Annotated in this window: 30 protein-coding genes; 18 read left to right on the forward strand and 12 right to left on the reverse strand. The window is 51.4% G+C overall.

What is annotated here, in order from left to right; translation table 11 throughout:
* The first annotated feature begins 10 nt into the window (after positions 1-10).
* Genes AAFN85_RS03075 through AAFN85_RS03090 form a run of 4 tightly spaced genes read left to right on the forward strand, consistent with a single transcriptional unit; the run spans position 11 to position 4,539 of the window.
* A complete protein-coding gene (locus AAFN85_RS03075) occupies positions 11-403 on the forward strand; it encodes a hypothetical protein (RefSeq protein WP_347525488.1) in 393 nt (130 codons plus the stop codon).
* 46 nt (positions 404-449) lie between these two features.
* Positions 450-2,543 carry a phosphate acetyltransferase gene (gene pta / locus AAFN85_RS03080; RefSeq protein WP_347525489.1) on the forward strand — a complete coding sequence of 698 codons (2,094 nt, stop codon included), beginning with the start codon at positions 450-452 and terminating at the stop codon, positions 2,541-2,543.
* A 15-nt stretch (positions 2,544-2,558) separates the two neighbouring features.
* The gene (locus tag AAFN85_RS03085) at positions 2,559-3,773 is read left to right on the forward strand and encodes an acetate kinase (RefSeq protein ID WP_347525490.1); all 1,215 of its coding nucleotides are present in this window, start codon (positions 2,559-2,561) and stop codon (positions 3,771-3,773) included.
* Positions 3,774-3,816: 43 nt separating this feature from the next.
* Positions 3,817-4,539 (forward strand): TIGR00730 family Rossman fold protein, encoded by a 723-nt coding sequence (locus AAFN85_RS03090; RefSeq protein ID WP_347525491.1) that lies wholly within the window; start codon positions 3,817-3,819, stop codon positions 4,537-4,539.
* Positions 4,540-4,542: 3 nt separating this feature from the next.
* Here AAFN85_RS03090 and AAFN85_RS03095 read toward each other — a convergent pair whose 3' ends face one another.
* Positions 4,543-4,734 carry a hypothetical protein gene (locus AAFN85_RS03095; RefSeq protein ID WP_347525492.1) on the reverse strand — a complete coding sequence of 64 codons (192 nt, stop codon included), beginning with the start codon at positions 4,732-4,734 and terminating at the stop codon, positions 4,543-4,545.
* Positions 4,735-4,916: 182 nt separating this feature from the next.
* Here AAFN85_RS03095 and AAFN85_RS03100 point away from each other — a divergent pair, with 182 nt between their 5' ends.
* Complete coding sequence (locus AAFN85_RS03100) at positions 4,917-5,180, forward strand: universal stress protein (protein WP_347525493.1); 264 nt, start codon at positions 4,917-4,919, stop codon at positions 5,178-5,180.
* Between the two features lie 218 nt (positions 5,181-5,398).
* Here AAFN85_RS03100 and AAFN85_RS03105 read toward each other — a convergent pair whose 3' ends face one another.
* From AAFN85_RS03105 to AAFN85_RS03115, 3 genes are read right to left on the reverse strand one after another with little or no spacing between them, the layout of a single operon-like run.
* Positions 5,399-5,710, reverse strand: a complete 312-nt coding sequence (locus AAFN85_RS03105) for a hypothetical protein (protein WP_347525494.1) — start codon at positions 5,708-5,710, stop codon at positions 5,399-5,401.
* Positions 5,700-6,071, reverse strand: coding sequence for a hypothetical protein (locus tag AAFN85_RS03110; RefSeq protein WP_347525495.1), 372 nt, complete (start codon positions 6,069-6,071; stop codon positions 5,700-5,702). Before AAFN85_RS03110 ends, AAFN85_RS03105 begins: the two co-directional genes overlap by 11 nt.
* A gap of 3 nt (positions 6,072-6,074) precedes the next feature.
* Entirely contained in the window at positions 6,075-7,511 is a 1,437-nt protein-coding gene (locus AAFN85_RS03115; RefSeq protein WP_347525496.1) for a L,D-transpeptidase family protein, read from the reverse strand.
* Between the two features lie 186 nt (positions 7,512-7,697).
* Between AAFN85_RS03115 and AAFN85_RS03120 the strand changes: the two genes are divergently transcribed.
* The 7 genes from AAFN85_RS03120 (at position 7,698) to AAFN85_RS03150 (ending at position 16,217) form a co-directional block, all read left to right on the forward strand.
* On the forward strand, positions 7,698-8,030 hold the full coding sequence (locus AAFN85_RS03120; protein ID WP_347525497.1) for a hypothetical protein: 333 nt from the start codon (positions 7,698-7,700) through the stop codon (positions 8,028-8,030).
* 279 nt (positions 8,031-8,309) lie between these two features.
* Positions 8,310-8,858 carry a GNAT family N-acetyltransferase gene (locus AAFN85_RS03125; RefSeq protein WP_347525498.1) on the forward strand — a complete coding sequence of 183 codons (549 nt, stop codon included), beginning with the start codon at positions 8,310-8,312 and terminating at the stop codon, positions 8,856-8,858.
* A 23-nt stretch (positions 8,859-8,881) separates the two neighbouring features.
* Positions 8,882-9,196: an RNA-binding protein gene (locus AAFN85_RS03130; RefSeq protein WP_347525499.1), complete on the forward strand. Its 315-nt coding sequence runs from the start codon at positions 8,882-8,884 to the stop codon at positions 9,194-9,196.
* A 687-nt stretch (positions 9,197-9,883) separates the two neighbouring features.
* Entirely contained in the window at positions 9,884-13,327 is a 3,444-nt protein-coding gene (locus AAFN85_RS03135) for an ABC transporter permease (protein ID WP_347525500.1), read from the forward strand.
* A 51-nt stretch (positions 13,328-13,378) separates the two neighbouring features.
* A complete protein-coding gene (locus AAFN85_RS03140; protein WP_347525501.1) occupies positions 13,379-13,867 on the forward strand; it encodes an RNA polymerase sigma-70 factor in 489 nt (162 codons plus the stop codon).
* Positions 13,864-14,715, forward strand: coding sequence for a FecR domain-containing protein (locus AAFN85_RS03145; protein WP_347525502.1), 852 nt, complete (start codon positions 13,864-13,866; stop codon positions 14,713-14,715). Before AAFN85_RS03140 ends, AAFN85_RS03145 begins: the two co-directional genes overlap by 4 nt.
* Positions 14,715-16,217: a serine hydrolase gene (locus AAFN85_RS03150; RefSeq protein ID WP_347525503.1), complete on the forward strand. Its 1,503-nt coding sequence runs from the start codon at positions 14,715-14,717 to the stop codon at positions 16,215-16,217. The genes AAFN85_RS03145 and AAFN85_RS03150 overlap by 1 nt, the downstream gene beginning before the upstream one ends.
* A 36-nt stretch (positions 16,218-16,253) precedes the next feature.
* Here the strand turns inward: AAFN85_RS03150 and AAFN85_RS03155 are convergent, their stop codons facing one another.
* Positions 16,254-17,543, reverse strand: coding sequence for an NAD(P)/FAD-dependent oxidoreductase (locus tag AAFN85_RS03155; protein ID WP_347525504.1), 1,290 nt, complete (start codon positions 17,541-17,543; stop codon positions 16,254-16,256).
* Between the two features lie 289 nt (positions 17,544-17,832).
* Between AAFN85_RS03155 and AAFN85_RS03160 the strand changes: the two genes are divergently transcribed.
* From AAFN85_RS03160 to AAFN85_RS03175, 4 genes are all read left to right on the forward strand, one after another.
* Positions 17,833-18,165 (forward strand): Hsp20/alpha crystallin family protein, encoded by a 333-nt coding sequence (locus AAFN85_RS03160; RefSeq protein ID WP_347525505.1) that lies wholly within the window; start codon positions 17,833-17,835, stop codon positions 18,163-18,165.
* A 68-nt stretch (positions 18,166-18,233) separates the two neighbouring features.
* Positions 18,234-18,527 carry a hypothetical protein gene (locus tag AAFN85_RS03165; RefSeq protein ID WP_347525506.1) on the forward strand — a complete coding sequence of 98 codons (294 nt, stop codon included), beginning with the start codon at positions 18,234-18,236 and terminating at the stop codon, positions 18,525-18,527.
* Positions 18,524-18,724, forward strand: coding sequence for a hypothetical protein (locus AAFN85_RS03170; protein WP_347525507.1), 201 nt, complete (start codon positions 18,524-18,526; stop codon positions 18,722-18,724). Before AAFN85_RS03165 ends, AAFN85_RS03170 begins: the two co-directional genes overlap by 4 nt.
* Positions 18,725-18,826: 102 nt before the next feature.
* Positions 18,827-19,180, forward strand: coding sequence for a response regulator (locus AAFN85_RS03175; protein ID WP_347525508.1), 354 nt, complete (start codon positions 18,827-18,829; stop codon positions 19,178-19,180).
* On the opposite strand, the gene AAFN85_RS03180 is transcribed toward AAFN85_RS03175, so the two are convergent.
* Positions 19,177-19,473, reverse strand: coding sequence for a hypothetical protein (locus AAFN85_RS03180; protein ID WP_347525509.1), 297 nt, complete (start codon positions 19,471-19,473; stop codon positions 19,177-19,179). The genes AAFN85_RS03175 and AAFN85_RS03180 overlap by 4 nt on opposite strands.
* 79 nt (positions 19,474-19,552) lie before the next feature.
* Positions 19,553-20,659 (reverse strand): transaldolase, encoded by a 1,107-nt coding sequence (gene tal / locus AAFN85_RS03185; RefSeq protein ID WP_347525510.1) that lies wholly within the window; start codon positions 20,657-20,659, stop codon positions 19,553-19,555.
* A gap of 171 nt (positions 20,660-20,830) precedes the next feature.
* On the opposite strand from tal, the gene AAFN85_RS03190 reads away from it, so the two are divergent.
* Both AAFN85_RS03190 and AAFN85_RS03195 read left to right on the forward strand, forming a co-directional pair.
* A complete protein-coding gene (locus AAFN85_RS03190) occupies positions 20,831-21,907 on the forward strand; it encodes a PAS domain-containing sensor histidine kinase (protein ID WP_347525511.1) in 1,077 nt (358 codons plus the stop codon).
* A gap of 99 nt (positions 21,908-22,006) precedes the next feature.
* The gene (locus AAFN85_RS03195) at positions 22,007-22,348 is read left to right on the forward strand and encodes a hypothetical protein (RefSeq protein ID WP_347525512.1); all 342 of its coding nucleotides are present in this window, start codon (positions 22,007-22,009) and stop codon (positions 22,346-22,348) included.
* An 8-nt stretch (positions 22,349-22,356) separates the two neighbouring features.
* Here the strand turns inward: AAFN85_RS03195 and AAFN85_RS03200 are convergent, their stop codons facing one another.
* The 5 genes from AAFN85_RS03200 to AAFN85_RS03220 form a co-directional block, all read right to left on the reverse strand.
* Positions 22,357-22,722, reverse strand: coding sequence for a response regulator (locus AAFN85_RS03200; protein WP_347525513.1), 366 nt, complete (start codon positions 22,720-22,722; stop codon positions 22,357-22,359).
* 152 nt (positions 22,723-22,874) lie between these two features.
* Positions 22,875-24,341 (reverse strand): PAS domain-containing sensor histidine kinase, encoded by a 1,467-nt coding sequence (locus tag AAFN85_RS03205; RefSeq protein WP_347525514.1) that lies wholly within the window; start codon positions 24,339-24,341, stop codon positions 22,875-22,877.
* A gap of 22 nt (positions 24,342-24,363) precedes the next feature.
* On the reverse strand, positions 24,364-24,555 hold the full coding sequence (locus tag AAFN85_RS03210; protein WP_347525515.1) for a hypothetical protein: 192 nt from the start codon (positions 24,553-24,555) through the stop codon (positions 24,364-24,366).
* A 23-nt stretch (positions 24,556-24,578) separates the two neighbouring features.
* On the reverse strand, positions 24,579-24,809 hold the full coding sequence (locus tag AAFN85_RS03215; RefSeq protein WP_347525516.1) for a hypothetical protein: 231 nt from the start codon (positions 24,807-24,809) through the stop codon (positions 24,579-24,581).
* Between the two features lie 6 nt (positions 24,810-24,815).
* Entirely contained in the window at positions 24,816-25,100 is a 285-nt protein-coding gene (locus AAFN85_RS03220; RefSeq protein ID WP_347525517.1) for a DNA polymerase ligase N-terminal domain-containing protein, read from the reverse strand.

The raw sequence follows: 25,100 nt of genomic DNA on the forward strand, positions 1-25,100 counted from the left end.
AAACCAGGATATGAAAAAGACCAACGAAGACCCGGAACTGGAATTTGAATTGCAGGAGGTTTACCTGACCGGCAAGCAGTGGCAAAGTGACCTGTCTTTTCTCGAGGAGGAAAGCAATTTTCTTGCCGGACAACTCTCAGCACCCTATCCACCTGCTATCGCACCCCCGAGTCAACACAACCTGGCGGCCCGGTTAGCAAATGCGCGTGATATACAGGGCGGCATACGGATTAAGCTGGATAATTTTATCCAACACCTGGAACTGCTGTTGCTGGTGACTGAACCGGAACCGGACCTGGCTTTGCTGGAAGATTTTGTCGCTTTGCAGGCTGCTGTCCGTGATGCATTGGACGTGCTGAAGGGCATCAAATACGCCTTGGTCGAGGCACGCCGGGCAGCTTGAACAAAAGCTGCACCTGTGTGTTTAATACCTTTAAATATCCAAAGCATTGACAAAAAGTATATTTATAGCTTCTGCCGAGCCCTATAGCGGAAAATCCATACTAGCCTTAGGCCTGGTCAACATGTTATTGACACGTGCTCAAAAGATTCGTTATTTCAAGCCCGTGATCAGCTCCGCGGCGCCGGCAGACCCGCACATCCAGGCGGTACTGTCACACTTCCAGTTACAACAGGCGTATGACGAGGCCTGGGTCTTTACCCGGCAGGAGGCGCTGCATCATTTAAAAGAACACCGCCAGGGCGAGTTACTTGATCAGTTGATCGGCCGTTTCAAAGCACTGGAAAAGGCTTCCGACTTTACGATCGTGGAAGGCTGTGATTTTACCGGTGGAGGCACCGCCGTCGAATTTGAACTTAACCGATTAATGGCCCGGAACTTAAATGCGCCGGTCGTGTTGCTGGTATCGGGTAATAAAAAGTCCGTTGCCGAGACCGTCCAGGATGCATTGAACTTCTGGCAGGCTTACCAGGAACAGGATATCCCGGTACTGGCGGTCGTCGTTAATCGGATGGCATCCACACTTTCAGGGGAAGCCAGTGAGGAGCTTCAAAGGCAATTACCGCCTGACGTCCTGACCGCGGTGATCCCGGCAGATAAGGCGCTGGAAAATCCCAGCGTGGGCGAGATCTTCAGCCGTTTGGACGGCCGCCTGCTTTTTGGCGAGACACTATTGGAAAACCCGGTGGATAACTTTGTAACCGGGGCGATGCAGGTGCCTAATTTCCTGAACTACCTTAAAGAGAACGTTCTGATCGTCACACCCGGCGACCGCGGGGATATCATCATCAGTTCGCTGCAAGCCAACATGTCCTCCAGTTACCCAAGAGTTTCAGGTATCGTGCTCACGGCAGGCAGTGTTCCCGAAGCGCCCGTGATACGGCTGATCGAAGGCTTGCAGGTGGTTGTACCCATCATGGCCGTGAATACGGGCACTTTCGAGACAACCAACTTCGTTGCAGGTGTGCATTCCCGTATCCGCCCGGATGATAATAAAAAGATCCGGCTGGCAATCGAAACTTTTGATCGTTATGTCGACCAGTCCGCCTTGAACGAAAAGATCGTGCTGCACCGGTCAGCGGCCATGACCCCGCACATGTTCCAGTACCAGCTGACCCAATGGGCGCGCCGGCAAAAAAAGACGATCGTTTTACCTGAAGGGAACGACGACCGCATCCTGCAGGCTGCCGCCCGGCTGGTCGCGCAGGATGTCGTCAACCTGATCTTGCTCGGCGACCCTGTCGAGCTTGCTGCTTCGGTAAAGCGGCTGGGTCTGGACCTGGACCTGCAAAAGCTCAAGGTGATCGATCCGGCCAACGCGCCGCAGCTGGAAGACTATGTGCAGACCCTTTACGACTTACGCAAGCAGAAGAACGTAACCCTAGAGATGGCACGCGACCTGATGACCGATGTTTCCTACTTTGGTACCATGATGGTCTATAAAGGCGAAGCCGACGGCATGGTCTCCGGCGCGGTCCATACCACGCAGCACACGATCCGCCCTGCCCTGCAGTTCATCAAGACCAGGCCTGGCATCTCCACGGTATCATCGATCTTTTTTATGTGCCTGGCCGACCGGGTATCCGTTTTTGGCGATTGCGCGGTGAACCCCGACCCGACATCCGAAGAACTGGCCGAGATCGCGATCTCCTCGGCCGATAATGCCAAACGGTTCGGTATTGAGCCCCGCGTGGCCATGTTATCTTATTCATCCGGGACTTCGGGTGCCGGCGAAGATGTCGACAAGGTTCGGCGGGCTACCGGACTGGTCAGGGAAAGGCGTCCGGACATCAAGGTGGAAGGACCGATACAATATGATGCCGCCGTCGATCCGGTCGTGGGGAGGCAAAAGCTGCCCGGTTCGGAGGTCGCCGGGCAGGCCAGCGTGCTGATCTTCCCGGACCTGAACACCGGGAATAATACTTACAAAGCCGTACAACGCGAAACCGGCGCATTAGCCATCGGTCCGATGCTGCAGGGCCTGAATAAACCCGTCAATGACCTGAGCCGCGGATGTACGGTCGACGATATTTTCAACACGGTCATTATCACGGCGATTCAAAGCCAGGAAGAGACCAGTTAATTATTATTTTTGTTCATGTATATATTGGTGATCAATTCGGGCAGCAGCTCTATCAAATACCAGCTTTTTCCAAAAGACAGCGATCAGCCGCTCTGCAGCGGGCTGATCGAACGCATCGGCCAGGACAACGGACAGGTAACGCACGAGATCTTTAAAGCGGGTGCTGAACAGCGGATCAAATTGGACCAGCCGGTTAAGGATCATGAAGCGGGCATGCAAACCCTCGCAGGACTGCTGACCCGGCCGGACATCGCGGTCATCGGCAGCCCGGACGACATTGTAACCGTTGGGCACCGCGTTGTTCACGGTGGGGAAACCCTGACGGCGACCACGCTCATTACCGATGAGGTCAAATCGAAGATCAAAGCACTTTATCCTTTAGCGCCGCTGCACAATCCGGGCCATATCAAAGGCATCGAAGTAGCCGAAAAATTATTCCCGTCAGCAACCCAGATCGCCGTTTTTGATACGGCTTTTCACCAAACCGTGCCCGAAAAAGCTTTCCGTTATGCGATCCCGGACAAATTTTACCAGGAGGATGGTATCAGGGTTTATGGCTTTCACGGCATTAGTCACCAATATGTAGCGAATGAAGCCATGACCTGGCTCGATAAACCGGAAGCCAAACTGATCACTATCCACCTTGGCAACGGCTGCAGCATGGCTGCGGTAAATACCGGGCGATGTATCGATACCAGTATGGGCCTTACCCCGCTGGATGGATTGGTCATGGGAACGCGCAGCGGAACGATCGACCCGTCGGTGCTGCTTTACCTGCAGCAGCAAAAAGGATATAGCGCTGCACAGCTGACCGAACTGCTGAACAAGCAAAGCGGCATGCTGGCCCTGGCCGGATCCAACGATATGCGGGACATCAGCAAATTTTACCAGGAAAATGATCCCGCCGCGATGTTGGCCTATGAGATCTATACTTACCGGATCAAAAAGTTCATCGGCGCGTATGCGGTGGCCTTGAACGGCCTGGACGCCATCGTCTTTACGGCTGGTGTCGGCGAGAACGATCCGCTGACCCGCGAGCTGGTCTGCCGTGATATGGACATACTGGGCATATATATCGATAGCGCTAAAAATTCTTCGAAAGAAAGAGGGACACGCGATCTGAGTGCAGATGATAGCCGTACACATATCCTGGTCGTGCCGACCAATGAAGAACTCGCGATCGCCCGGGAATGCCGCCGGCTGACCGCCGGGGATCACCGAAGCGCGTGACGACGGTCACTTGTCAGAGTACCGGCCGTGCTTAAGTTTGCGCATGGCAAATACTTCCGAGATCAAATTCCTGGACGGCCCGCAGTCACGCTGGCAGGAACTTAAATTTACATTCCAGACCATGACCGGGCTAATCCGCGGTTTCCGCGCCTTGCACTTCATCGGACCTTGCATCACCGTATTTGGTTCAGCACGTTTTAAAGAAGACCATCCCTTTTATGAACAAACCCGCCAGGCCGCTGCAGCTTTTGCCAAATTGGGTTTCACCATCCTGACCGGCGGTGGACCGGGGCTGATGGAGGCCGCCAACCGCGGCGCCAAAGATGTCGGCGGTAGGTCCGTCGGTTGCAATATCCGGCTGCCAGTCGAGCAGCAGCCCAATCCTTACCTGGATAAATGGGTCTATATGAAGCAGTTCTTCCTGCGCAAGGTACTGCTGGTGAAATACAGTTTTGCCTTCGTGGTCATGCCCGGTGGTTTCGGCACGATGGACGAATATTTCGAAGCGCTGACGCTAATCCAAACCCGCAAGATCAAAAATTTCCCGGTCATTATTTTTGGCAGGGAATATCACCGGGACATGATCCGTTATATAGAAAACATGAAAAGCTGTGGGACCATCGGAGAAACAGACACCGGCCTATTCCTTGTTACGGATGATCTAGAGGAAGCGGTGCAACTCATCAAAGAAAAGAGCATCAGGGAATTTGGCCTTAAACCGGTCAGCAAACAAAAACCTTTCGGCTGGTTATTTGAGAAATGGTAAGCATTAGTGGTTTATGCAGTGCAAAGGGTGACGGCTGTGGAACAAACTGGCTTCGGCATACAAAGATGTTTTGAATAAGCCGTTATCTTCTTCCACCCCGAAGGCCTGGGTGTGCTGAAAGCTCCGTCCCTCATGTTCCCATTCCAGTACCAACTCCCATGTGCCACTTTCCAGCCAGTCCTTTTCGATCTTCAATACGTGCGCCGCGTCCGTCTCAAAATCTCGAGGTTTGAACTGGCTCTCCTGCCCGGATAGTGGGCGGAGCCGCAGGTTTCCCTTAACGGGGTGGTCGAGGATCAATCGAAGTGCTTTCATGATACAGGGTAATTACTTCAAAATTAATGCATTCGTCGTCTGGAAAAAGTGACAATCATTCCATGAAAAAGATCGCTGTACTGACCGACTTCTCCGAGCGCGCTTACCATGCCGCGGAATACGCCTTGTCACTGGCTGCCAGGCTACAAGCTAATGTATTATTATACCATGCTTTCTTTCAGCAGCGCATCGAGATGCGATTCATTGCCTGCCATTTCAGGTGTATGCGTTGTAAAGACTACCCGTTTCCGGACCTCCGCCAGACTTTTGTATTTGGCATACAGGTAAAATTCAGCGAAACGGCATGTCCTTCGTTCATGCGGTAAATCTCCGGATCGATACCGAGCATCTTTAGCAGCATGACGCCGCCGATACCCAGCACGATTGTCTGAGCGATCCGAGTGGCCTCGTTCAGATCATACAGGCAATGGGTGATGGAGCGGGAAAGTTCATCGTTGTCTTCCAGGTCAGTGCTCAGCAGGAACAGCGGCGCGGAGCCAAAGGTTTCCGACCGTAGCAGCCAGCCTTTACATGGACTGGCGCATCATGAACGGGCACAGTTAAGACCAGGCCGGTATCCTCTAAAAAGGAATAAACCTTTTGCACGAATGCCGGCTTCAACAAGGCATTGCGTCGCGCAACTGGTCGTAATAGCCGAATTTCCAGAGCATGCCCACGCCGAGCAGTTTTGCTTTAGCGCATAGGCGCTGCGCAAATGCGAGCCTGCCAGAAAGCCCAGGCCGCCGCTGTAGATCTTAAGCGACTGGTCGATGGCGAACTGCATGGAGAAATAGGCGATCGAAGTCTCGAATTGCGGGTCCGGCTCATAGCCGAAAATTCCTTCTTTAGTGATCATAGGGTATATGTATACGATAAGGTTGCCAATGGAATTGCGGATCAGCGGAGACCCGCTGTTCTATGCGACGGATATTAGCCTCGGTTAAGTTAACGTTCAGGTCTTCATAATGATCGATCCGGTATTGTAACAATTCCGGCAGGCCTGCCTTACCTGAGCTGATCAGGCGGCCGATGTATGCCAGCGCGCCTGCTTTTGCCTTTTCCAGCGCGGTGACCAGGTCCGGGTAAACCGCGAAGCGTTCATCTTCAGGCAGGAGCCGGTAATTCGTGCCGGCGGGATGTAAAACCGGCCAGCAAAGCAGGTAAACCGGATGTACCAGCGTGTCGCCTGCCTTTACCCGGTAATAGTGATAGATCATGATTCAATAAGTTTGTTCAGCAACAAGCCAGCTACCCGATGGAAAAATTCGGGCGGCCAGTTCTGCATCTTTGTGATAAATATCTGGGTAAACGACCAGTGTTCCTTCATTCATAAGGACGGTGAGATAAGTAATGACGATCGGTAGCGGCCGTTGCAGCATATATACTTTTCGCTGGTATTTTTTCATCGCCTTGCCCAGCTGAGCGGCCTTTTTTACCTGGCCGTCATTCAGCAGCACCAGTTTTCCCAGTTTTTCCGCGTCATCCAGCCAAATGCAGCCGGTCGTGATCGCCCGGTTCCGTTGTTCAAAAAATGCTTTCCGGGGCATATCGTGCAGGTCGATACGGTAGGGATTATTAAACCGGAAGACCAGCCTGCCTAGCGCCCCGTCATGGCCTGAGGCATGCCGCAGGCGGTAATCATCCGGGTATAAGGCGACCTGGTCCAGCGTTGAATGCGTTGATGGCTGATACGTCCCCTTTTTATCATATAGGGCGTACTGATTTTTCCGCAGAAAATTGCTATCCCTTAAGGCCCGGGGCAACAATTCGTTGACGAACCGGTCCTGATCCAACACGACATCAGGCGCGGCGGTGAGAGAAGGAATGGCGCTGCTCAATTCGGGCGTCGGCGTAGCAGCTCGGCCGATCGCCACCCGGAAGTGTTCAACATTGTTACCATACTGGTAGCTAAGGTCAAAGGCTGGCAGATTGATCCGGATATGATCGCCAGACACGCCCGGCAGCCAGCGCATGCGTTCCATATTAACGGCGATCAGCCGGACCTCCTGGTCGCTGACCTGGTAGTTATCCCCGGAATATTGTCCTTCAAGCAATCGCATGCGCCGCTGCAGGTCACGGTAGGCCTTATCCTGGGGCTGGGTTCTTTCAATATTTGACCAAAACTCATACGGCTTGTTTTCCGGCAGGGCGGCAAGCACGGCACTGTCGGCCTGAAAGCCTTTGAACGAATCCTGGTCGATCTTGCCAGTGGTCAAAAGCGGGTTGAACTTCCCGTAGTGAAGATGGTTGACAAAAGTGATGATCGCATCTGACAAAAAGATGTCCAGTTTTCCTGCTTCAATAGGGCTTACTTTGCCGACCGTATCGAGCGCGCGGTGCAGGCGGTTATAGGTCAGTTCGGTGGGGTGATAACTGGCTGGTGAAAGGCCATATTGTAAGACGCAATCCAGCAGCATCATCACCTGCCAGGCCGGCCCTTCGCCGTTCTGCGGCCTGATCCAGAGCGCCTGTCCGTTGTTCCCGCGGTAAAGGCGCCTGACCGTGGCCGGAAAGTGTAAGGTGTTTTGCAGCGCATCCTTGCTTAATAGACTATTGATCGCCTGTTTTACCAGGCTGTCCTGATGCGTTTCAGCGAAAGCAGGAAAACTCATTACCGAGCAAAATAGTAAAAAAACGGCGAAACTGATCTTTTTCATTTTGGTGTTTTTACCTGACAAAGATCTCAAGTGATACCCGGCTATTCCCTGACCGCTTACGTCCTGAAATGTGATCTTTATCACAAATCCAGGAATGTTCGATCATTTAGCAAAATAAAGAGGTTACTTAATCTTGCAGCATGAAATCACAGCATTACACATATCGCACCGCTGCATCACCAGTGGTTGCGCGGGCTCGAATTTTATAATATCGAACTAAATATCCTCCAGGAGTGGCTGGAAGAGATCGCTGCCGGTAACACCGGTCAGGAAGCAGCCGAAGGCGTTGGCCATTTTCAAAACCAGTTATTGATCCACCATGACTATATCAACGGCTTAAAAGACCGCATCCAGACTAACCTGGAGGAAATGACCCGAGAAGCGGAGGAAGCAGCAGGGTACCTTAAAGAGGGTAATTTGAGCAATTTCGCGCTACTGGAAGAACAGTACGACACAGAGGAAAAACTCATTAAGGAACTCCGGAAGGAATTTAACCGTTTCGCGGCAAAGTGGTTGTAGTTATAATAGTAACATTGCTTAAATTTAAATCGTGATACGCCGTTCACCTCTAAACCGCCTTTAGAATCCATCCCGCAAACCCTGGCCCAAGCTGCCGGCGACTGGCATGCCGCCGATTACTTCATCGCTGCTGAGACACCATTGCAGGTACTGACCACTTTGCTGCGACCGGACTATTATTGCAAGCGCTGATCCGGCGCGCGCGGGCAGTAGAAAAACGCTGAGCCAATTTTGATTTGTGGTCGGAATAAATGGCGCTGTTGCTTAAATTTGCCGCCCATGCGTGAGCCCCTCTACCTCGAAACCCGCCAACTGCGGCTCAACGCCGTCGGCGCCGCCGAACTGCTGCGCTACCGGGAACTGGTAAACGAGGTATTTGAGCTATTTTCCGATGCGGAGACTTTGCATTTTATCCCCGAAAAGAAGCTGAATCATTTAGCCGAAGCTGACCAATGGTTAAAAACCGCCATTTTAAGCGCCCATTCCGGGCGCAATGTGATCCATTTGATCACGGATAAAAGGTCGGGGCGGCTCGTCGGCATCGTGGACATCATCCCGCCTGCGGTCGCGCGTGAACATTACCGCCTTGGCCACTATCCCTTCTTTATCGAGTTTTACCTCAAGGCTGAATACAAAGGTAAAAACCTGATGAGCAAGCTGCTGCCAAAGATCCTCCAGGCGCTGGAAGCGCAGGGCATCCCGAAAGTTGCGGCCGTGGTCAACCGGCGCAATTACGCCGCCAGTAAGCTTCTGGCCAAATGCGGTTTTCATTACCGCGAACCTTTCGATGTGCTCCAGGATTTTTATGAGTTTACCCAGGTCGCTTAAAAGGTTATTCTGTATATTGGGGCATGGCCAAATTATTCATCGTTGATTTTTCGAAAGACCTATCCCAGATCGGCTTGCTGGAACTGTTCAGCATCCATGGCACCGTCAACACCGTTACCATTGTTACCGACCAGCAAACGGGGGAAAGCAAATGCTATGGCTTCGTGACCATGACCGATAGCGCCGGGGCCGGCCGCGCCATTGCGGCCCTCAATGGCAGCCAATTGGGCGGTCGGCAGCTGAGCGTCCGGCTGGCGGAAGATAAAAAGCAGGTGCAGAAAGTTGCCCCGTCAAAGCGCCCGCGCCGGGCATCGGGCCAGCAGTCAGATCAGCGCTAAAATATATTTAAATACATTTGTATTCACATCGCCCAAAGGACGAATGTACCGGCTACGCAAAGCTGTATTTGCGCACAGCACTGACCGGGTGCTGTTCTTGTTTACAGGCAATCCTTTCCGGCCTCAAATTCCTTGTACCGGGTGTAATATTATTCCTATTCATCTGCATCGGCACAAAAAGTTGTTACGATCCGCAAGTTCGGATTCGCGTCAACAGTCACCACCATAAAATCTTTGTCAAAAAACCAGTAATGGTGTTTAGATATTTCTTCATCGTCCGGGAAGCGTTAATAGAATATAGGTTTATGAGGATGCGCCTGTAAGACCGGACGGATACAGTGTAGCCGATTAGCACGCTTTTCTTCGAAAATACGGTCATCGGCAATGTGGAATTTCAGGCTGATGATATGGTTGAACGTTTCACTGTAATCCGCATATTGACTGATACGCGAACGTTAATGGAAAATCTTGATCTGCTTACCGTCGGGATGCGCTCGCCGTGCTAGTAGACCGTGCGCAGGAAAATTTATCTTGACCTGGCAGTTGACGTTCAATCTGCGCTGATCCACCGGTCATAATCGAACGGTCCATCGTCCGCTTATGGGGCAGTGATTGTGAGGCTGATCTGTAACATTTTTTAAATGAACATTTTATAAATTTGGAATAGTAATTGAAGGCTCGCCTGAATTGACACCCGCAACATTCCATATCGGTCTCTATGATCTTGCTGCCCTGGGAACGATCTTCATCGGGCTGCACCTCGCACTGCTTTTAGCGCTCAGCAAAAACGCCCGCGATGGCGCAAACCGTTTGCTTGGCCTTGCATTGCTCGGGATGGCCCTATCAGTGGTCCAATCACTGGCAGGGGAACGGTTCCGATTCCCTTTTGTACAGGTGACCGGTCCGCTCCTTTATTTATATGTCCGCAGATTAATCTTTCCGCTGCAAGCCTTGCAGCGAAGGGACTGGTTACCTTTTGGTCCATTGCTCGTGGTTATAGGGATACTCCATTATCCAGCGGCGGCTTTCCAGCAACTGGATAGCCTATCGCAGGGTCTGACCTGCCTGTTCCTGGTCATTTGCCTGTACCGCAGCCGGGCGCTGATCCATGATTTTTACGCGCAGCAAAAATTCAGCGGCGGCGACCGGTACCGCCACGCCTTCAGCTGGCTGCATCGGTCCCTGACCGGCATGGGCATTTTAGGCCTGTTGTCGGCACCTGCTGTTTTTATCAGCGGTACCAACACTTTTGCGTGCTTCCAGCTGCTTTTCCTGGCTGCGCTGATCGGTTTGTCAGGAACGGCATTGCTCCGTTCGCCCGCGGTTTCGCCGGCAGCTGGGTTGCCCGTATCAAAGCCATTGCTGCCGGTGGACCTGCGGCAAAAAGCCTCCTGGGTAAAGCAGGTGGTCAAAGCCAACCGTTATTACGAGGACCCGGAGCTAACTTTGGTTTCGCTGGCCGCTAAGTTGGGAATGACCGTCCACGAATTGTCCCGGATCATTAACAGCGTGCATAAAAAGAGCTTTAATGATTTTATCAACGAATACCGCGTAGCCGATATCTCCAAAAAAATGCAGGACCCGGCCTTTGATCAGCTCACCCTACAGGGCATTGCCTACGATGCCGGCTTTAACTCGCCCCGTACTTTTCACCGCGTATTCAAACAGCTGACGGGGAAAACGCCTGCCGAGTATAAAAAAAAACTGCCATCTTATAATCTGACATATGGATCCCGGCCTGCCACTGTAATTTCGGGACAGATAAACCGCAATCCTATGTTTAAAAATTATTTCAAGATCGCCTGGCGCAATACGACCAGGAACAAAGTGTCATCCCTGATCAATATCAGCGGCCTTGCAGTCGGCATGGCGGTCGCCATGCTGATCGGCCTATGGATCTGGGATGAAGTATCTTTCAACAAGTCCAACCGAAACTATGACCGCATTGTACAGGTGCTGGCCAATGTCAATACCGGTGGCGGAAAATCGACACAAGCCTCGCTGCCTTTGCCTTTGTCGGCCGAACTCCGGGACAAGTATGGCAATGACTTTAAGCAGGCAGCATCCGTGATCGCTATGGAACAAAACCTGAATTATAACAACCACGCCTTTACCAAGACTGGCTGTTATGCGGAAGCTGCTATTACGGATATTATTTCGCTTGATATGCTGAGGGGGTCAAAATCTTCCTTTAAAACGCCCGGCACCATATTGATCAATGAATCATTGGCCCGGACCCTGTTTGGGAAGAAAGACCCGGTCAACCAGACGATCAAGCTTAACGATACGCACCTGGTGCAGGTAACCGGCGTTTACCGGGATCTCCCGCAAAACTCCCAGTTTGGCAATATGAGTTTTATCGCGCCGGTCGCGCTTTTGTTTCAGAACGGCGGGGATATGAATAACTGGTACAACAGTTCCTTCCAGCTATACGCCTTGCTAAACCCGGGCAGCGACCTTCAGCAGCTTTCTCATAAAATCCAGAACATTTTATATGAACATGCCAAAGATGCCGCTAAACCTGCACTTTTCCTTTTCCCGATGCGCGACTGGCATTTGTACGAGTTCAGGGACGGCGTTGCCGTAGCGGGAAGGTTGCAATTCGTATGGCTATTTGGGATCATCGGTTTGTTCGTCTTACTGCTGGCTTGCATCAACTTTATGAACCTGAGCACCGCGCGGAGTGAAAAGCGAGCCAAAGAAGTGGGTATCCGTAAAGCTATCGGCTCACTGCGTGCACAACTTATCGCCCAGTTCCTTAGTGAATCTTTTTTGATCGCCGGTTTTTCCCTCGTCATTGCAGTGCTGCTGGCCTGGCTGGCGTTGCCGTTTTTTAATGACGTTTCGGGCAAGGATTTGCATCTGGTCTGGACGAGTCCCCTGGTTTGGTTAACCTGCATTGGCTTTTGCCTGTTGACCGGGCTGCTTGCGGGCAGTTACCCGGCACTATACCTGTCGTCTTTTAACGCCGTGAAAGTATTAAAAGGTACGTTCAAAGCCGGGCGGTCTGCGGCATTGCCGCGAAAAGTACTGGTGGTACTCCAGTTTTCGGTTTCTGTGATCATGATCATTGGGACCGTGATTGTATTTAAGCAGATCGAATTCGCGAAGGACAGGCCGGTGGGTTACAGCCGGGATAACCTGGTTTCATTACCTTACAATGCGATCAAGAGCTACAAGGCTTTCCGTGATGAACTGCTCAGGACGGGCGCAGTATCAGGCGTGTCGGCTTCCTCCAATCCCATGACCGGTATATGGTCTTCCGCTGATAACCTCAGCTGGAAGGGCAAGGATCCTAATCGGCAGGAGGAATTCGGCACGGTGCTGGTCGACCCCGATTTCGGCAGCGTGGTCGGCTGGAAAATGAAGGAAGGCCGGAATTTCTCCAATACATTTCTGAGCGATTCCTCAGGCTTTTTATTCAATGAAGCGGCGATCCGCCAAATGGGACTCAAAGAGCCGGTAGGCGAAACCATCCAGTGGCATGGCAAAAACTGGCAGGTACTGGGCGTGGTAAAGGATATGGTGATGAACTCGCCTTTTGACCCCATTACACCAACCGTTTTTTTAATGAATGACCATGAGCGCTCCTTCAATGTGGTCAATTTGAAGCTCAGGGCCGGCATGTCTGCTTCTGATGCCCTGGCCCGGATCGAAACGGTCTTTAAGAAATTCGCGCCGGATGCGCCTTTCAATTACAAGTTCGCTGACAGTGAATATGCGCAAAAGTTCATAGCGGAAGAACGCGTGGGGAAACTGGCCTCCGTATTCGCGGTGCTGGCGATCTTTATATCCTGTCTCGGGTTGTTCGGCGTGGCCTCCTTTATTGCCGAGCAGCGTGTCAAGGAGATCGGGATCCGTAAGGTATTAGGCGCATCGGTGCTCAGTATCTGGGGATCGCTATCAAAGGATTTTGTTATCCTGGTAGGTATCGCCCTGCTGATTGCGGTTCCGGTTTCCTGGTACCTGATGCACCAGTGGCTGCAGCATTATACCTATCGTACCGGGTTATCCTGGTGGGTCTTTGGGTTGACCGGGGTGGGTGCCGTGCTGATCACTTTGCTTACCGTTAGTTACCACAGCATCAAGGCGGCGTTAACCAACCCGGTGAAAAGTTTGCGGTCGGAATGAAATAACACTAGGGGTTTTTCTTAAGACGCTCGTCTAACAGTATATTTAGATATGGACGTCCGCGCATTCGAAAGTTTTTTTCACAGGTATCATCATGAGGTGGCGACCTATGCCCTGACCCTGGTGAAGGACAGTGAGGAAGGGGCCGATGTCGTCCAGCAGGCTTTTGTGAAACTCTGGCAGCAACGGCAGCAGGTAGATCTGGTAAAAGTGGGTCGCGCTTATTTGTATAAAACCGTCTATCACCTGAGCCTGGATGTGATCAAGCACCGGGATGTAAGGCAGCGGTATGCGATGGCGATCGCATCAACAGGTGGTGAGGAGCAGGGAGACGATATCATGGAGGAACGTTTAGAAAAAATGCATGTAGCGGTTCAGCAATTGCCGGAACAATGCCGGCGGGTATTCCTGCTGAGCCGGGTGGATCATAAAAAATACCGGGAGATCGCGTCGGAATTGCAGATCGCTGAAAAGACGGTGGAAAATCATATGGGGAACGCGCTGAAGATCCTGCGCAAAATTTTAAATCCAAAGCCATGACAGCAGCAGAAGAACAGGATATCCGGATCGCAAGGTTCCTTGCCGGGGAAGCCGGTCCGGAAGAAGCGATGCAGCTGGCGGACTGGGCGGCCGAGAACGCGGAACGTGGGGCTGAACTGGAAGAAGCCAAACGGGTGTTCGCACTGGATCTGGCACCGGATCCAGCCCGAACATGGCAGCAGATCGAAAGAGCGATCAAACCGCGTCCGTTACGAAGAATGCTATGGCCTTTTGCTGCGGCGGCGGTGATCTTATTGGTGCTGTGCTTTGGCTGGTGGCTGAACCAGTCCCGGCCGGTACAACCGTCACCGGTTGTTTATACCAGCGGACCTGCCAGCAAAAAGATCGATCTGCCAGACGGTTCTACGGCCCAGCTGATGGCCGGTAGCCGCCTGACCCTGATCGGTCAAGGCCGTTACCGGTTTTCCGGCTCGGCTGAATTTACGATCAGGCACCAGGCCAAGGATCCGGTACGTATCGATATGGAACAGCTCTCGATCAAGGATCTGGGCACGCGCTTTTCGGTTAATACATCGGCTGATCAGGATACGATCTGCATTGCCGTTCAGGAAGGCAAAGTGCTTTTAAACGCTTCGCAGCGCGCTTCGCTGATCCTTAAAGCCGGTGAAAAAGCTTTGTATACCCGGTCGGCCCGACGTTTGGAACGCTATGCGCCGCCAACTGTGGCGTCAAAACAAATCCAGGCGGTTCCGATAAAGGCAACACCTGCAAAACGTTCCCGCAAGGACAGTGATACGATCATAAAGCCGATCGCACCGGTGCCGGCCAAAACAACCATCATCAAACCGGTCAAACCAGATACTAACCGGATCAAACCTATTCACTAATGAAAAATCTACTCACTTGCATGCTGGTCCTTTGGACCGGCCTCAGTTCAGCCCAGGGTGTGCGCCAGCGCCTGAATAGTCTTTTTCAAACGCAGCACCGCCATCAGCAGCTGAACGGCAATGTGCTGGCAGCTCAAAAAGGAAAGATCATTTATCAAAATTCTTTCGGATCCCAGGATATCGCCCGCGCCATCCCCAACCGGGAGGAAACGCTGTTCTGCCTGGCTTCCGTATCCAAAACGATCACCGCCACCGCGGTACTGCAATTGGTCGAAAGCGGAAAGCTGCGGCTCGACGATCCGTTCGCTAAGTATTTCCCGGAATTTCCTTATCCCGCCATTACCATCCGCCAGCTGTTATCCCATACCTCGGGATTGCCTGATAAAGACGTGTTGTTCAATGATTCGCTGATCAGCAAACAGCCGGACAAGGTTTGGCAGAACAGTGATATTTTGCCTGCATTGAGGTCATTCGGGAAATTGGCATTCCTTCCCGGCGATAAATGGAGCTACTCGAATATTAATTATAACCTGCTCGCGCTGCTGATGGAAAAGCTGTGTGGCTTAAGCTATGCCGCCTATTTGCAGCGTCATATTTTCAAGCCTGCGGGAATGCCAAGCGCTTACCTGGAAACTTCCCTGATCCAGACAAAAAATACGGACCGGGCCATTAATTATGGTTTTTCGGCACCTTATGCTGCTGACCTGCTGCCGGTCGCAACACTGCCGGGAAATAAGAAATGGGTTTATACCCTGAACGGCCTCATTGGTCAGGGCGGGCTGGTCATGACCGTTGCCGACCTTTTTCGTTTTGACCGGGCCTTGTACAAGGGCAAATTGTTGAAGCCAGCGACCTTACAGCTGGCGTTTACGCCCGTGGTATTAAATAATAAAGAACTGGCGGACGCCAGCAGTTCGGCGGGCCAGGCTTCCTATGGGCTGGGTTGGTTCATTTTGCGGGACACGTCCGCAGGCAAGATCGTATTCCATACGGGCAGGATCCCCGGCCAGGTGAACATCTTCCTGCGGAACCTGGATAAACAGGAAACGGTGATCGTGCTGGACAATGCAGAAAGCGAGGCGATCTATACGACCGGCTCCAATGCCTTAAAGATCATGGACAACCGCCCTGAGCGGATCCGCAAGCTATCCACCGCTTTATACTATTCCAAAGCCTTGTTCAAAGATGGCCCCGATGCCGGCGCGGTTAAACTCAGCCAAATGCGGGCCGATTCGGCCACATATGAACTTGATCCCGGCGAAATGGATTTCATGGGGCACCTGTTCCTGGATCGCGGCCAAAAAAGCCAGGGCATGGAGGTGTTTAAAGTTAATTTGTTGCTTTACCCGGGCATCTGGCAGGTTTGCAACAGTTATGCGGGAGCGCTGTTAAAAAATGGCCAGCAGGAACAGGCGAAGATCATTTATGATCGGGCTTTAAAACTCGAACCGAAAAATGAGGAAGCTATCAAGGCCCTGGCTGCACTGTCGGGCTTAAAATAGAACAGTATCAGGAATTTCATTAAAAGTTCAGGGATCTCAGTTCTGCCTGGATCGCCCTGGAAAATTGACAGAGGACTGATCAGGCGGTAAACTGAACAACCGCCGTAATGCGGGCAGGATGTTGACCTGCAGGATATACCGCGCCAAAAAGCTTGTCTTCTTCCATGAATTGCTGCCGAACATCGCCAGTATAAACTGTAAAGCTTTCGATCCGTGCATCCAGCGCGTATTAAACAAAGTTTCCTGGCCGACCTTGGCAAAACGGGTGAACAGCTGCTTTTCGTAATGCGCGATAGCAGCGCACGTGTCGTTGAATTTAGGATTGCAAAACGCCTCGCTGAGTTGTAGCGCATCGAGCATGGCCATATTCACGCCTTCACCTGCGAAAGGCGGCATCCAGTGCGCCGCGTCACCCAACAAAGTGATATTAGAATGCGACTTCCAGCACAGTTTCAGCGGCATGCAGTATTGGGGCCGGGGAATGAATATCGTGTCCGGGCTGTAGAATAGTTCCCACCAAACAGGGCTCCATGTGTTGTACTCGTTTTTGAACCATTCGAGCACCTGCCGGTGATCTTTAAAATCAATGCCGCTATCTTTTGCCCAATTCTCGTCCGACCGGAAGCTGGCGGCAAATCCAAAGCTGCCATCGCCCTTTGAACTGACAAAGATGGCTTGGTCATTTCCGAAGGAAAATATTTTCCCGTCTTTTAACAGTTGGTGAATATGAGGGGCCGTTATCGAACTTTCTTTGATTGCGCCTTCCAACAAGGTAATGCCTGTCCAGATCGGCTTTATATCCGTGACATAAGACCGGATCTTGGAATTGGAACCATCTGCACCTACAATAATGTCAGCGGTAACGCTGTTGCCATTCGCGAAATGGATCTGCCATTGGTCACCTAATAATTCCATACGAGTGACCTGGCTGTCCCAAACAACGGTACCGGGTGCCAGGGAATTGAGCAGGAGATCGCGCAGCGGCCCGCGGTCGATCTCGGGCCGGTGGTTCTTATCGCCAAAATCACTTTTGCGGCCCAATGGATGTTCATCCAAAAGTATGTTCAGCTGTTGATCGGTAACCCGGCACAACTCCGCGCCGGGACGATAATGAGCCTTGAATTCCTCCATCAGCCCAGCCTTGGCTAAAGCCGCGAGCCCGGATTCGGTATGCAGGTCAAGCGCACCGCCCTGGATGCGCGCGGTCTGATGCAGATCCCTCTCATACACTTTCACCTGTGCGCCTTTTAATTGTAATAACCTGGCCAGCGTCAGTCCGCCGGGGCCGCCACCAATGATCGCGATCTGTTTTTTTTGAAGGGTCATACCGGATTAGACGAATGAGCAGCCGAAACATTTTAGCGGCGCTGAAATTTTGGCACCGGGGCTGCAATTTTTTCAGCCCGGAAATGAAAATATTTCAGGGTTAAATGACTGGCATAGGGCTTGTTATCCTTTTTACAGTTTAATTAATCTTATTGTTCAACTTTTAAAAAGAAGAAGGCCATGACCTTAGTTAAATTCAATCCTGAAAAAATAAAACGGCTCATTACTGCCAGGCTTTAATGACGTTTTCGATTCCATTTTCAATGACACTTTTTTTAATGACCGCATGGTGACCCGCGTACCCGCCGTCAACATCAGCGAGACCGAGAACAACTATCATGTTGAGCTGGCGGCACCCGGCCTAAAAAAAGAAGATTTTAAATTGAACCTGGAACGCAACCATCTGAGCATCTCGGTGGAACAACGTGCAGAACACGAAGAGAACCAAAAAAACTACAGCAAACGCGAATACAGCTACAGTTCCTTCGTGCGTTCCTTTACCTTGCCAGAAAGCGCTGACGACAGCAAGATCGACGCCACTTATACCGACGGCATATTGCGTATCGATATCGCAAAACGCGAAGAAGCGAAAACCTTGCGCAGGCAGATCGAGATCAAATAAGTGTGAATAGTTTTTGTTTAATCCGAAGGGCTCCTGCTGGCAGGGGCTCTTTGAATTTAAAGCATATCATGGAAACCCAATTCTATATCTTGCTGAGTCTGAAAACACCGCAGGGCTTTACGGATTACGGACAATATTTCTTTGGTGATGAGCGCGAGGCGGCTTATGAGCTGTTCGGGCAGCTCCAGGGCAGCGACGAGCTTAAGCCTGCTTGTCTGCTCCATATCGATTTGATGGAAACCGTGAACGAACTGCCGGTACAGATCAAAACGAAATGCTGCACACTGGAACAACTGGGGCAAAATTGCAAACTGATCGCGCGGGAGATCTTCTGCTTAAAGAACCTGGAGGAGATGGAATGATGGACAAGCTGGATTTACTCAGGACGCTGATCGTCGCTTTGATGATCGTATTATTGGTTTGGGACGGTCTGTTATGGTTAATGCGGCAGGCGCCGCTGCTGGTGCACCGGGAGCTGTTAATGACCGTTTTTTTGGTTTGGTTCATCACTTTGTTTGTAAACCAAAACCGCGACGACGATTGGGCCGGACAATTTTAAAGGGATCAGCGACGGTATTTTTCCGTACCTTCGCCGCGCAGTATTTCCGCTACCTTTCATTCAGATTTCTCCTTTTACGACTGCCACCTACCGCTAACATTTATGGCTGAAACCATTCTGATCATTGAAGATGATCAAGATATCTTGGATATGATGACCTACATTTTGCAGGACGAAGGCTTCCGGGTGATCAGCTCAATGGAAAGCGTTGCCGTTGCCTATGTGCAGGAGATCGCACCCGCGCTGATCCTGCTGGATAACCGGCTGGCCGATGGCTTCGGCCGCGATATCTGCCGCAAGCTGAAAAAGGATCCGGCTACCGCAGGCATTCCGGTCGTGATCGTTTCCGCGGTCAACCAGTTGGAGCAAGTCGCTGAAGAAAGCGGTGCGGACGCTTATCTCCCTAAGCCCTTTGACCTGGAAGAACTGGTGGCCATGGTACGCCGGTTCGCCTAATTTCCCGACCGGTAGCCGGAACTTTCGCGGTAATGGCTGAGGTGTTCGACCAGTTCACTCGCCTCTCCACTTTCCAGCGGGTGCGGACCTTCAGGAAAATAATCAAAGAGTTTGTCCGGGATCTCGAATACCAGGCGACCGATATAGTCGCCTTTTTCATTGTCATTTGAACCCGGCTGATGTCGGTAAACATAATAGGTGTGCGTACTTTCGGCAGCTCCTTTAGCGTGGCTTGCTCTGTCAGGGATGATCATCAAGGGATGCAGCCCTACGGTTAAATAGATCGGTTGCATAGCTTAAAGCGTGTACAGTTTCACCCATAACAATCCGCGAAAAACCAGGTTTTAAGAAAATGAATTTACCTGACCAGAATCATGACCCCGGGTTTAGCTTGTCAGTGATAGCTGCCAGTAACTTTTTATACGGCGCTTCAAATTTCTGAATGCCTTCCTGCTCCAGTTGTAAAGCAACAGCTTTCATGTCAATGCCGGCATTAGCCAGTTCTTCCAGCAAATATAAAGCTTGTTCGGGTTCATTTTCCAAAGTGTTCCCGACCTCCCCATGATCGCGGAAGGCATCGATGGTTCCCAGTGGTGAGGTATTGACGGTATCCGGCCCGATCAGTTCTTCGATATAGCGGGTATCCCGGTAGGCCGGGTTTTTGTTACCGGTACTGGCCCAAAGCAAACGCTGCGGTTTAGCGCCCGCATCAGCCAGTTTTTGCCAGCGTTCTCCGCTAAAGATCCGGCGGTATAAGGCGTAGGCTGCCTTCGCTGCCGCGATCGCAGCCTTGCCCTGCAGGTGCTGCAAACCCTTTGTTTCCAGCATGGGGTCGACCAGCAGGTCTATCCGGCTGAGAAAAAAGCTGGCGACCGAAGCGATCTGCGCAATAGGCTTTCCAGCATTCAAACGGTCTTCCAGTCCGTCGATGTAAGCATTCGCCACGGCTTCATAGCGCTCCAAGCCGAACAGCAAGGTAACATTAATATTGATGCCCTCGCTGATCGCAGTGCGTATGGCCGGCAGACAAGGAATAGTACCCGGGATCTTGATCATCACGTTCTTGCGGTCCACTTCCTGCCAAAGCTGGCGCGCCTGCTCGATCGTTCCTTGCTCATCCAGGGCCAGCAGCGGGGAAACCTCCAGGCTGACATAACCGTCGGCGCCGCTCACTTCCTCGTTGTAGACCGGGCTGAACAGGTCCGCCGCGGCCTGGATATCTTTGACAGCCAGTTTAAAAAACAGCGCTTCCGGATCGGTGATCGTTTCGCCGTGGGTTAAAATGTCCTGGTCATAATCAGCACTGGCGCTGATGGCCTGTTCAAAGATCGCCGGGTTAGAGGTCACGCCGCGAATGCCGTCCTCATCGATAAGCTGCTGCAATTTTCCGGACCGGATGATCTGGCGGTCGATAAAATCCAGCCAGATGCTTTGCTGATATTGGGTATGGATCTGTTTGACCCGGTTGTTTTCTTCCATGATGACTTGATTTTTAGCGTAATATGTTCGCTAAAACAACCTGCAGGAGTGGGTTAAGTTTTACTAATAGTCAAATAATTTAATTAGTTCGGTAAATTTATCGCTGGCGGGTGTTGTTATTACTGATGTTATTTTTTAGATTTGGTAACACCTTATTTTCTGTCATTAAACATGAGTGTGGATACCACCTTATCCGATCGATCCCTTACGCTTTCCAACGAAGACCTGGCTGGTGCGCTGAATCAGGCTGCCATGGGTTTTTGGGAAGTAAGCTTTGCCGAGGGGAACGAGATGAGGTGTACCGAGCAATGCAAACGAAATTTCGGGCGTGATCCCAGATCCCCTTTTACTTACCAGGAAATGCTGGCCAGTATCGTGCCGGAGGACCAGCCGGGTATGCAGGCCGCTGTTGAACGGGCGATCCAGGAGCAGGTGCCTTATTTTGCGCAATACCGGGTCAAGCATGCCGACGGGGACATCCGCTGGATCGAGGCACAGGGAAAGGTAGTTAGTGAAGGTGGCTCGCCCCGTAAGATCGTGGGCACCACTACGGACATCACCAGGCTCAAGGATCTGGAAATATTGCGGGATGAGCTGCTGAGCGTTGCGATGCACGAACTTAAAACACCGCTGTCAGCTGTCAAAGGCTCTTTGCAAATTTTGGAACGCCACTTGCAAAAGCAGGACGATGAAAAAATATTAGGCATAGCGACGCGTGCGCTGGGTTCGGCGGACCGGATCACCCGTTTACTCAATGAAATGGCCCGGCCGGTGCTGGCGCAAAACCAGGATATCCTTTTACAAAAATCCGGCTTTGACCTGTTACAGCTCGTTCAGGAAATCACCGAGAATGCTGCTTTGCTGCACACGGACCATCAGATCAGTATTGTTACGGAAGAAACGCAGACCGACGTGAATGCGGACCGTTTCCGGATCGGCCAGGTGATCACCAACCTGCTTAATAACGCCATCAAATATTCGCCGGGCCAGCCGCTGATCCGGATCAGCCTGACTTCATCACATGCAGCATTGACCGTAAAAATTACTGACCAGGGTTTAGGGATCGCCCATGAGGACCGCACCAAGGTGTTCCGAAAATTCTACCGCTCCGGCGAGCGCCGCGCAATCGACGGTTTAGGCATTGGCTTATACCTGTGCTCAGAGATCATTGTGCGTCATGGCGGTGTGATCGGTATCGAAGAAACGGACGGACCCGGAACCACGGTTTATTTTATGCTGCCCAACTGACCGACCTAAATTAGGCACGGTCAAACAAATTGGGAGTACCGGAGTTACCCATACATCCACTCTGTCAGGCATTCATCGGGCAGTCTTATGCACTGCTTTATGAAGCCGCTCTTTTTTACGCTGCACACCGAACGGTCGGTCATGATCCTACCTGACACGCTGGCTCACCTCGACGGACATATCATCATTACCGAAACTTATTCTGTTTTTAAAGATACCGGGCGTGATGATCCAAACACCCAAAGAACTAAAGAAAGCAGCCAGCATTTGGAAGCTAACCGCGATCCGGATTACTTAGGTTATATCCGCTTTGAGGTTCCAGATAAGCTTTTTAGTTATTCACCCGGCCAGGTACATCGCCTTCACGCTGATGAGGTAGAGGAACTGATCACTTTGATCAGTGAGGTCCGGGCCAATCCACAGGTTTGGTCGACGGAATAGTTATTATTTCAGGCAGCCAGTTGCTGTTCGACCTTGGTGATCAGGTGATCTACATCAAAAGCTTTAGCGATAAAATCATTGGGGGCCCCTTCCTGGCTGAGCGATCTGGCGAGGTCATGAGATGCAGAGATCAGGATCACAGGTAAAGCATGGGTATCCGAATGGTCTTTTAATTCACGGCAGATCATTCGCCCATCCATATTACCCAGCATCACATCCATCAACACCAGGTCGGGGTGAAATTGCCGGATGGTCTGAAAGATCTCTTCCCCACCCGAAAGGGACACCACTTCGTAGCCTTTATCCTCTAAAATATAAGAGATGACGTCCAGTATGTCTGCGTCATCGTCCAGTACCAGTATTTTCTGTTTCATAACCTTCTCTGTACCAGTTTAGTCAATAAGCAAGCCAAACAACCCGCCTTTCTGCACTTTTGTTAAAAAGTAAATCATATGAATTAAGATCAGACTCTTCCGGGCGAAAAGCGGAAAATTATTTGTCCGGAGTGCCATCGAAGCCCGGAATCTTATAAGGGCAAAGTGAAGTAAAAGCTGGACCCTTTCCCGGTCTGACTTTCCACCCAGATCCGGCCCTGGTGGTGCTGGATGATCTCAGCGCTTAAGTATAAGCCGATACCAAAGCCGGAAATATGGGTGTTCGATTTCACCCGGTAGAATCGTTCGAATATCCGATCGCGGTCCTCGGGCCGGATGCCGATCCCTTCATCGGTCACGCTGATCTGTACCTCACTACCTACGACCTCGCAATTAACAAATATCCTGGTACCCTTTGGCGAATATTTAACGGCATTGCTCAACAGGTTGGACAGCACGGAACTTATTTTTGGCTGATCTGCCTGAACGACCGTTTTACCGCAGTTTTGCAATTCGATTATGTGCGTCGTGCCCGCCAGGCTGAATTCGTCAATGACCTCATGGATCAGCCCACTTATCAAAAATGGCTGCTTCTCGATCAGGATCTTCCCGGACTCCAGCCTCGAAACGTTCAGAAAGCTATTGATCAGCTGGCTCATCTTCTTGGTTTGCTGATTCGCTTTTTCCAAAGCGCCGGCCACATAGCTATCTTCACTTTTTCGCAGCTTGGATTGCAGCATTTGTAAGATGGCGGTTAATGAGGTCAGCGGTGTTTTCAGCTCGTGGCTGACTATACCGATGAAATCGCTTTTGCGTTGGTCGTCTTCTTTGAGCCGCTGGATCTCTGTTGTAGAGCCTACCCACATCGTGATCTCGCCGCTGTCATCCAGCACCGGCGAGGCAATATTCAGGTGCCAGCGGTATTCGCCCGCCGCATTTTTGTAGCGCATTTCCATTTCCATCGGCTCCTTATCCCGGGCAGCATTTGCCAGCCGTTCAATAAATTCAGCGATCTCGTCGGGATGCAAAAGCTGGTGGTAACCAAAGTCCCTGAATTCTTCCAAACTCAACTGTGTATAATCCAGCCATTGCTGGTTGACATAGGTGACCTCGCCATTGGGCCTGGCATTACTGATCTTGGCAGGCACCAGGTCAGCCAGTAACCGGAAGTGGCGCTCGCTGATCTCCAATTTTTGACGGACCTTATCGGCCAGCACCTGTTCGGTAATATTGTTGGCTAATTGAATGATATAAGACAACTCCCCGTTTTCATCGAACACCGGGGTATGGCTCGGGTCCCAGTAACGCGTGATAAATTTGCCCGGCTGACGGATATCCGGCACGTCGTAACGCTGGATCCGCATCTTATGCGGTTTACCGGTACGCAATACTTCCTGTAAAGAGGCATTGATGTTCTGGACGCCATCCGCATCCGGCAGCTCCGGGTTATCCGGGAAGGCCTCAAAGATATGTTTACCCACGATCATTTCGCGGGTGGTTTCGGTCGCTTCCAGGTAGGCATTGCTGGCCGTAATAATATACAGTTCAGGCGATAAGATGAGGTAAATATTCGGCGCTGTTTCCAGGGCTTTTAAAATTTCAGCGGATGGTCCATTCATGGTGCAGCGTCGAAGATAAGCATTAAACAGGTTTAGAGCGCAGTGCCCTGATCGTTAAGGCGGTTACCAGCCCGCCCAGCGTATAATACGCTACGGTCAATACCTGCGTCTTTTCGGTACGGGTAACGGGCGCGTCGCTCAGGCCCAAGGGCTTGGTCAGTTTCAGTGCGCCGATCCCTGCGGCTGCGCCATAACCCAGGCCGCGCAGGACCATGTATTTTTTCTTGCCAGCACCGATCAGGCTATAGTAAAAGCATTGCTCAGTATATCGCCGGCTAGGGTAGCCGCATACAGTGAATTACCTTCCAGCGGTTCGGTGCCGATCGCTTCCAGTCCTTTATTCAGGGCCTCTTCGCCGACCAAGTCGACGCGCGGGGCATCGTGGTCGAATTGTTTCACCGTTTCATGTAATAAGTTGAGCGCGATCGCTCCGGCCAATCCGCCAATGATATTTTTAATGATCTTCATGTCTTTTTATTTAATTACACTTTGAGCTTTCTTCAATGTTTTTTCCAGGTCGATACCCTGGTCTTCGAACATCATGGCGAGAGGTTTCAACTTGGGATCTAGGCCCGGACCTTTTGGCATTGCCCGGCTTTTCAATACGCCCTCCATTTCCAGTCGTAAATCATAATGCAAACGAGAGGCATCATGTTTCTTCACCACGAAGATCAAATGATCTTTGTCCTTGCTTTTGCCGGCTTTGGGTTCGGCGGTCTTGTGAAAGTCCCGCTCTTTGACATACTCTTTTAAGCGCAT

This window comes from Mucilaginibacter sp. CAU 1740, assembly GCF_039839285.1.
GTDB lineage: Bacteria > Bacteroidota > Bacteroidia > Sphingobacteriales > Sphingobacteriaceae > Mucilaginibacter.

Bases quoted from the DNA above. Each gene is read 5' to 3' on its own strand.
- AAFN85_RS03170 (WP_347525507.1), top strand. From the start codon at position 18,524: ATGATGGACAAGCTGGATTTACTCAGGACGCTGATCGTCGCTTTGATG.
- AAFN85_RS03150 (WP_347525503.1), top strand. From the start codon at position 14,715: ATGAAAAATCTACTCACTTGCATGCTGGTCCTTTGGACCGGCCTCAGT.
- AAFN85_RS03110 (WP_347525495.1), bottom strand. From the start codon at position 6,071: ATGATCTATCACTATTACCGGGTAAAGGCAGGCGACACGCTGGTACAT.
- AAFN85_RS03125 (WP_347525498.1), top strand. From the start codon at position 8,310: ATGCGTGAGCCCCTCTACCTCGAAACCCGCCAACTGCGGCTCAACGCC.
- AAFN85_RS03140 (WP_347525501.1), top strand. From the start codon at position 13,379: ATGGACGTCCGCGCATTCGAAAGTTTTTTTCACAGGTATCATCATGAG.
- AAFN85_RS03105 (WP_347525494.1), bottom strand. From the start codon at position 5,710: ATGATCACTAAAGAAGGAATTTTCGGCTATGAGCCGGACCCGCAATTC.
- AAFN85_RS03175 (WP_347525508.1), top strand. From the start codon at position 18,827: ATGGCTGAAACCATTCTGATCATTGAAGATGATCAAGATATCTTGGAT.
- AAFN85_RS03165 (WP_347525506.1), top strand. From the start codon at position 18,234: ATGGAAACCCAATTCTATATCTTGCTGAGTCTGAAAACACCGCAGGGC.
- AAFN85_RS03090 (WP_347525491.1), top strand. From the start codon at position 3,817: ATGGCAAATACTTCCGAGATCAAATTCCTGGACGGCCCGCAGTCACGC.
- AAFN85_RS03115 (WP_347525496.1), bottom strand. From the start codon at position 7,511: ATGAAAAAGATCAGTTTCGCCGTTTTTTTACTATTTTGCTCGGTAATG.
- AAFN85_RS03220 (WP_347525517.1), bottom strand. From the start codon at position 25,100: ATGCGCTTAAAAGAGTATGTCAAAGAGCGGGACTTTCACAAGACCGCC.
- AAFN85_RS03180 (WP_347525509.1), bottom strand. From the start codon at position 19,473: ATGCAACCGATCTATTTAACCGTAGGGCTGCATCCCTTGATGATCATC.
- AAFN85_RS03190 (WP_347525511.1), top strand. From the start codon at position 20,831: ATGAGTGTGGATACCACCTTATCCGATCGATCCCTTACGCTTTCCAAC.
- AAFN85_RS03210 (WP_347525515.1), bottom strand. From the start codon at position 24,555: ATGGTCCTGCGCGGCCTGGGTTATGGCGCAGCCGCAGGGATCGGCGCA.
- AAFN85_RS03100 (WP_347525493.1), top strand. From the start codon at position 4,917: ATGAAAAAGATCGCTGTACTGACCGACTTCTCCGAGCGCGCTTACCAT.
- AAFN85_RS03130 (WP_347525499.1), top strand. From the start codon at position 8,882: ATGGCCAAATTATTCATCGTTGATTTTTCGAAAGACCTATCCCAGATC.
- AAFN85_RS03205 (WP_347525514.1), bottom strand. From the start codon at position 24,341: ATGAATGGACCATCCGCTGAAATTTTAAAAGCCCTGGAAACAGCGCCG.
- AAFN85_RS03215 (WP_347525516.1), bottom strand. From the start codon at position 24,809: ATGAAGATCATTAAAAATATCATTGGCGGATTGGCCGGAGCGATCGCG.
- AAFN85_RS03085 (WP_347525490.1), top strand. From the start codon at position 2,559: ATGTATATATTGGTGATCAATTCGGGCAGCAGCTCTATCAAATACCAG.
- AAFN85_RS03195 (WP_347525512.1), top strand. From the start codon at position 22,007: ATGAAGCCGCTCTTTTTTACGCTGCACACCGAACGGTCGGTCATGATC.
- AAFN85_RS03075 (WP_347525488.1), top strand. From the start codon at position 11: ATGAAAAAGACCAACGAAGACCCGGAACTGGAATTTGAATTGCAGGAG.
- AAFN85_RS03145 (WP_347525502.1), top strand. From the start codon at position 13,864: ATGACAGCAGCAGAAGAACAGGATATCCGGATCGCAAGGTTCCTTGCC.
- tal (WP_347525510.1), bottom strand. From the start codon at position 20,659: ATGGAAGAAAACAACCGGGTCAAACAGATCCATACCCAATATCAGCAA.
- AAFN85_RS03200 (WP_347525513.1), bottom strand. From the start codon at position 22,722: ATGAAACAGAAAATACTGGTACTGGACGATGACGCAGACATACTGGAC.
- AAFN85_RS03155 (WP_347525504.1), bottom strand. From the start codon at position 17,543: ATGACCCTTCAAAAAAAACAGATCGCGATCATTGGTGGCGGCCCCGGC.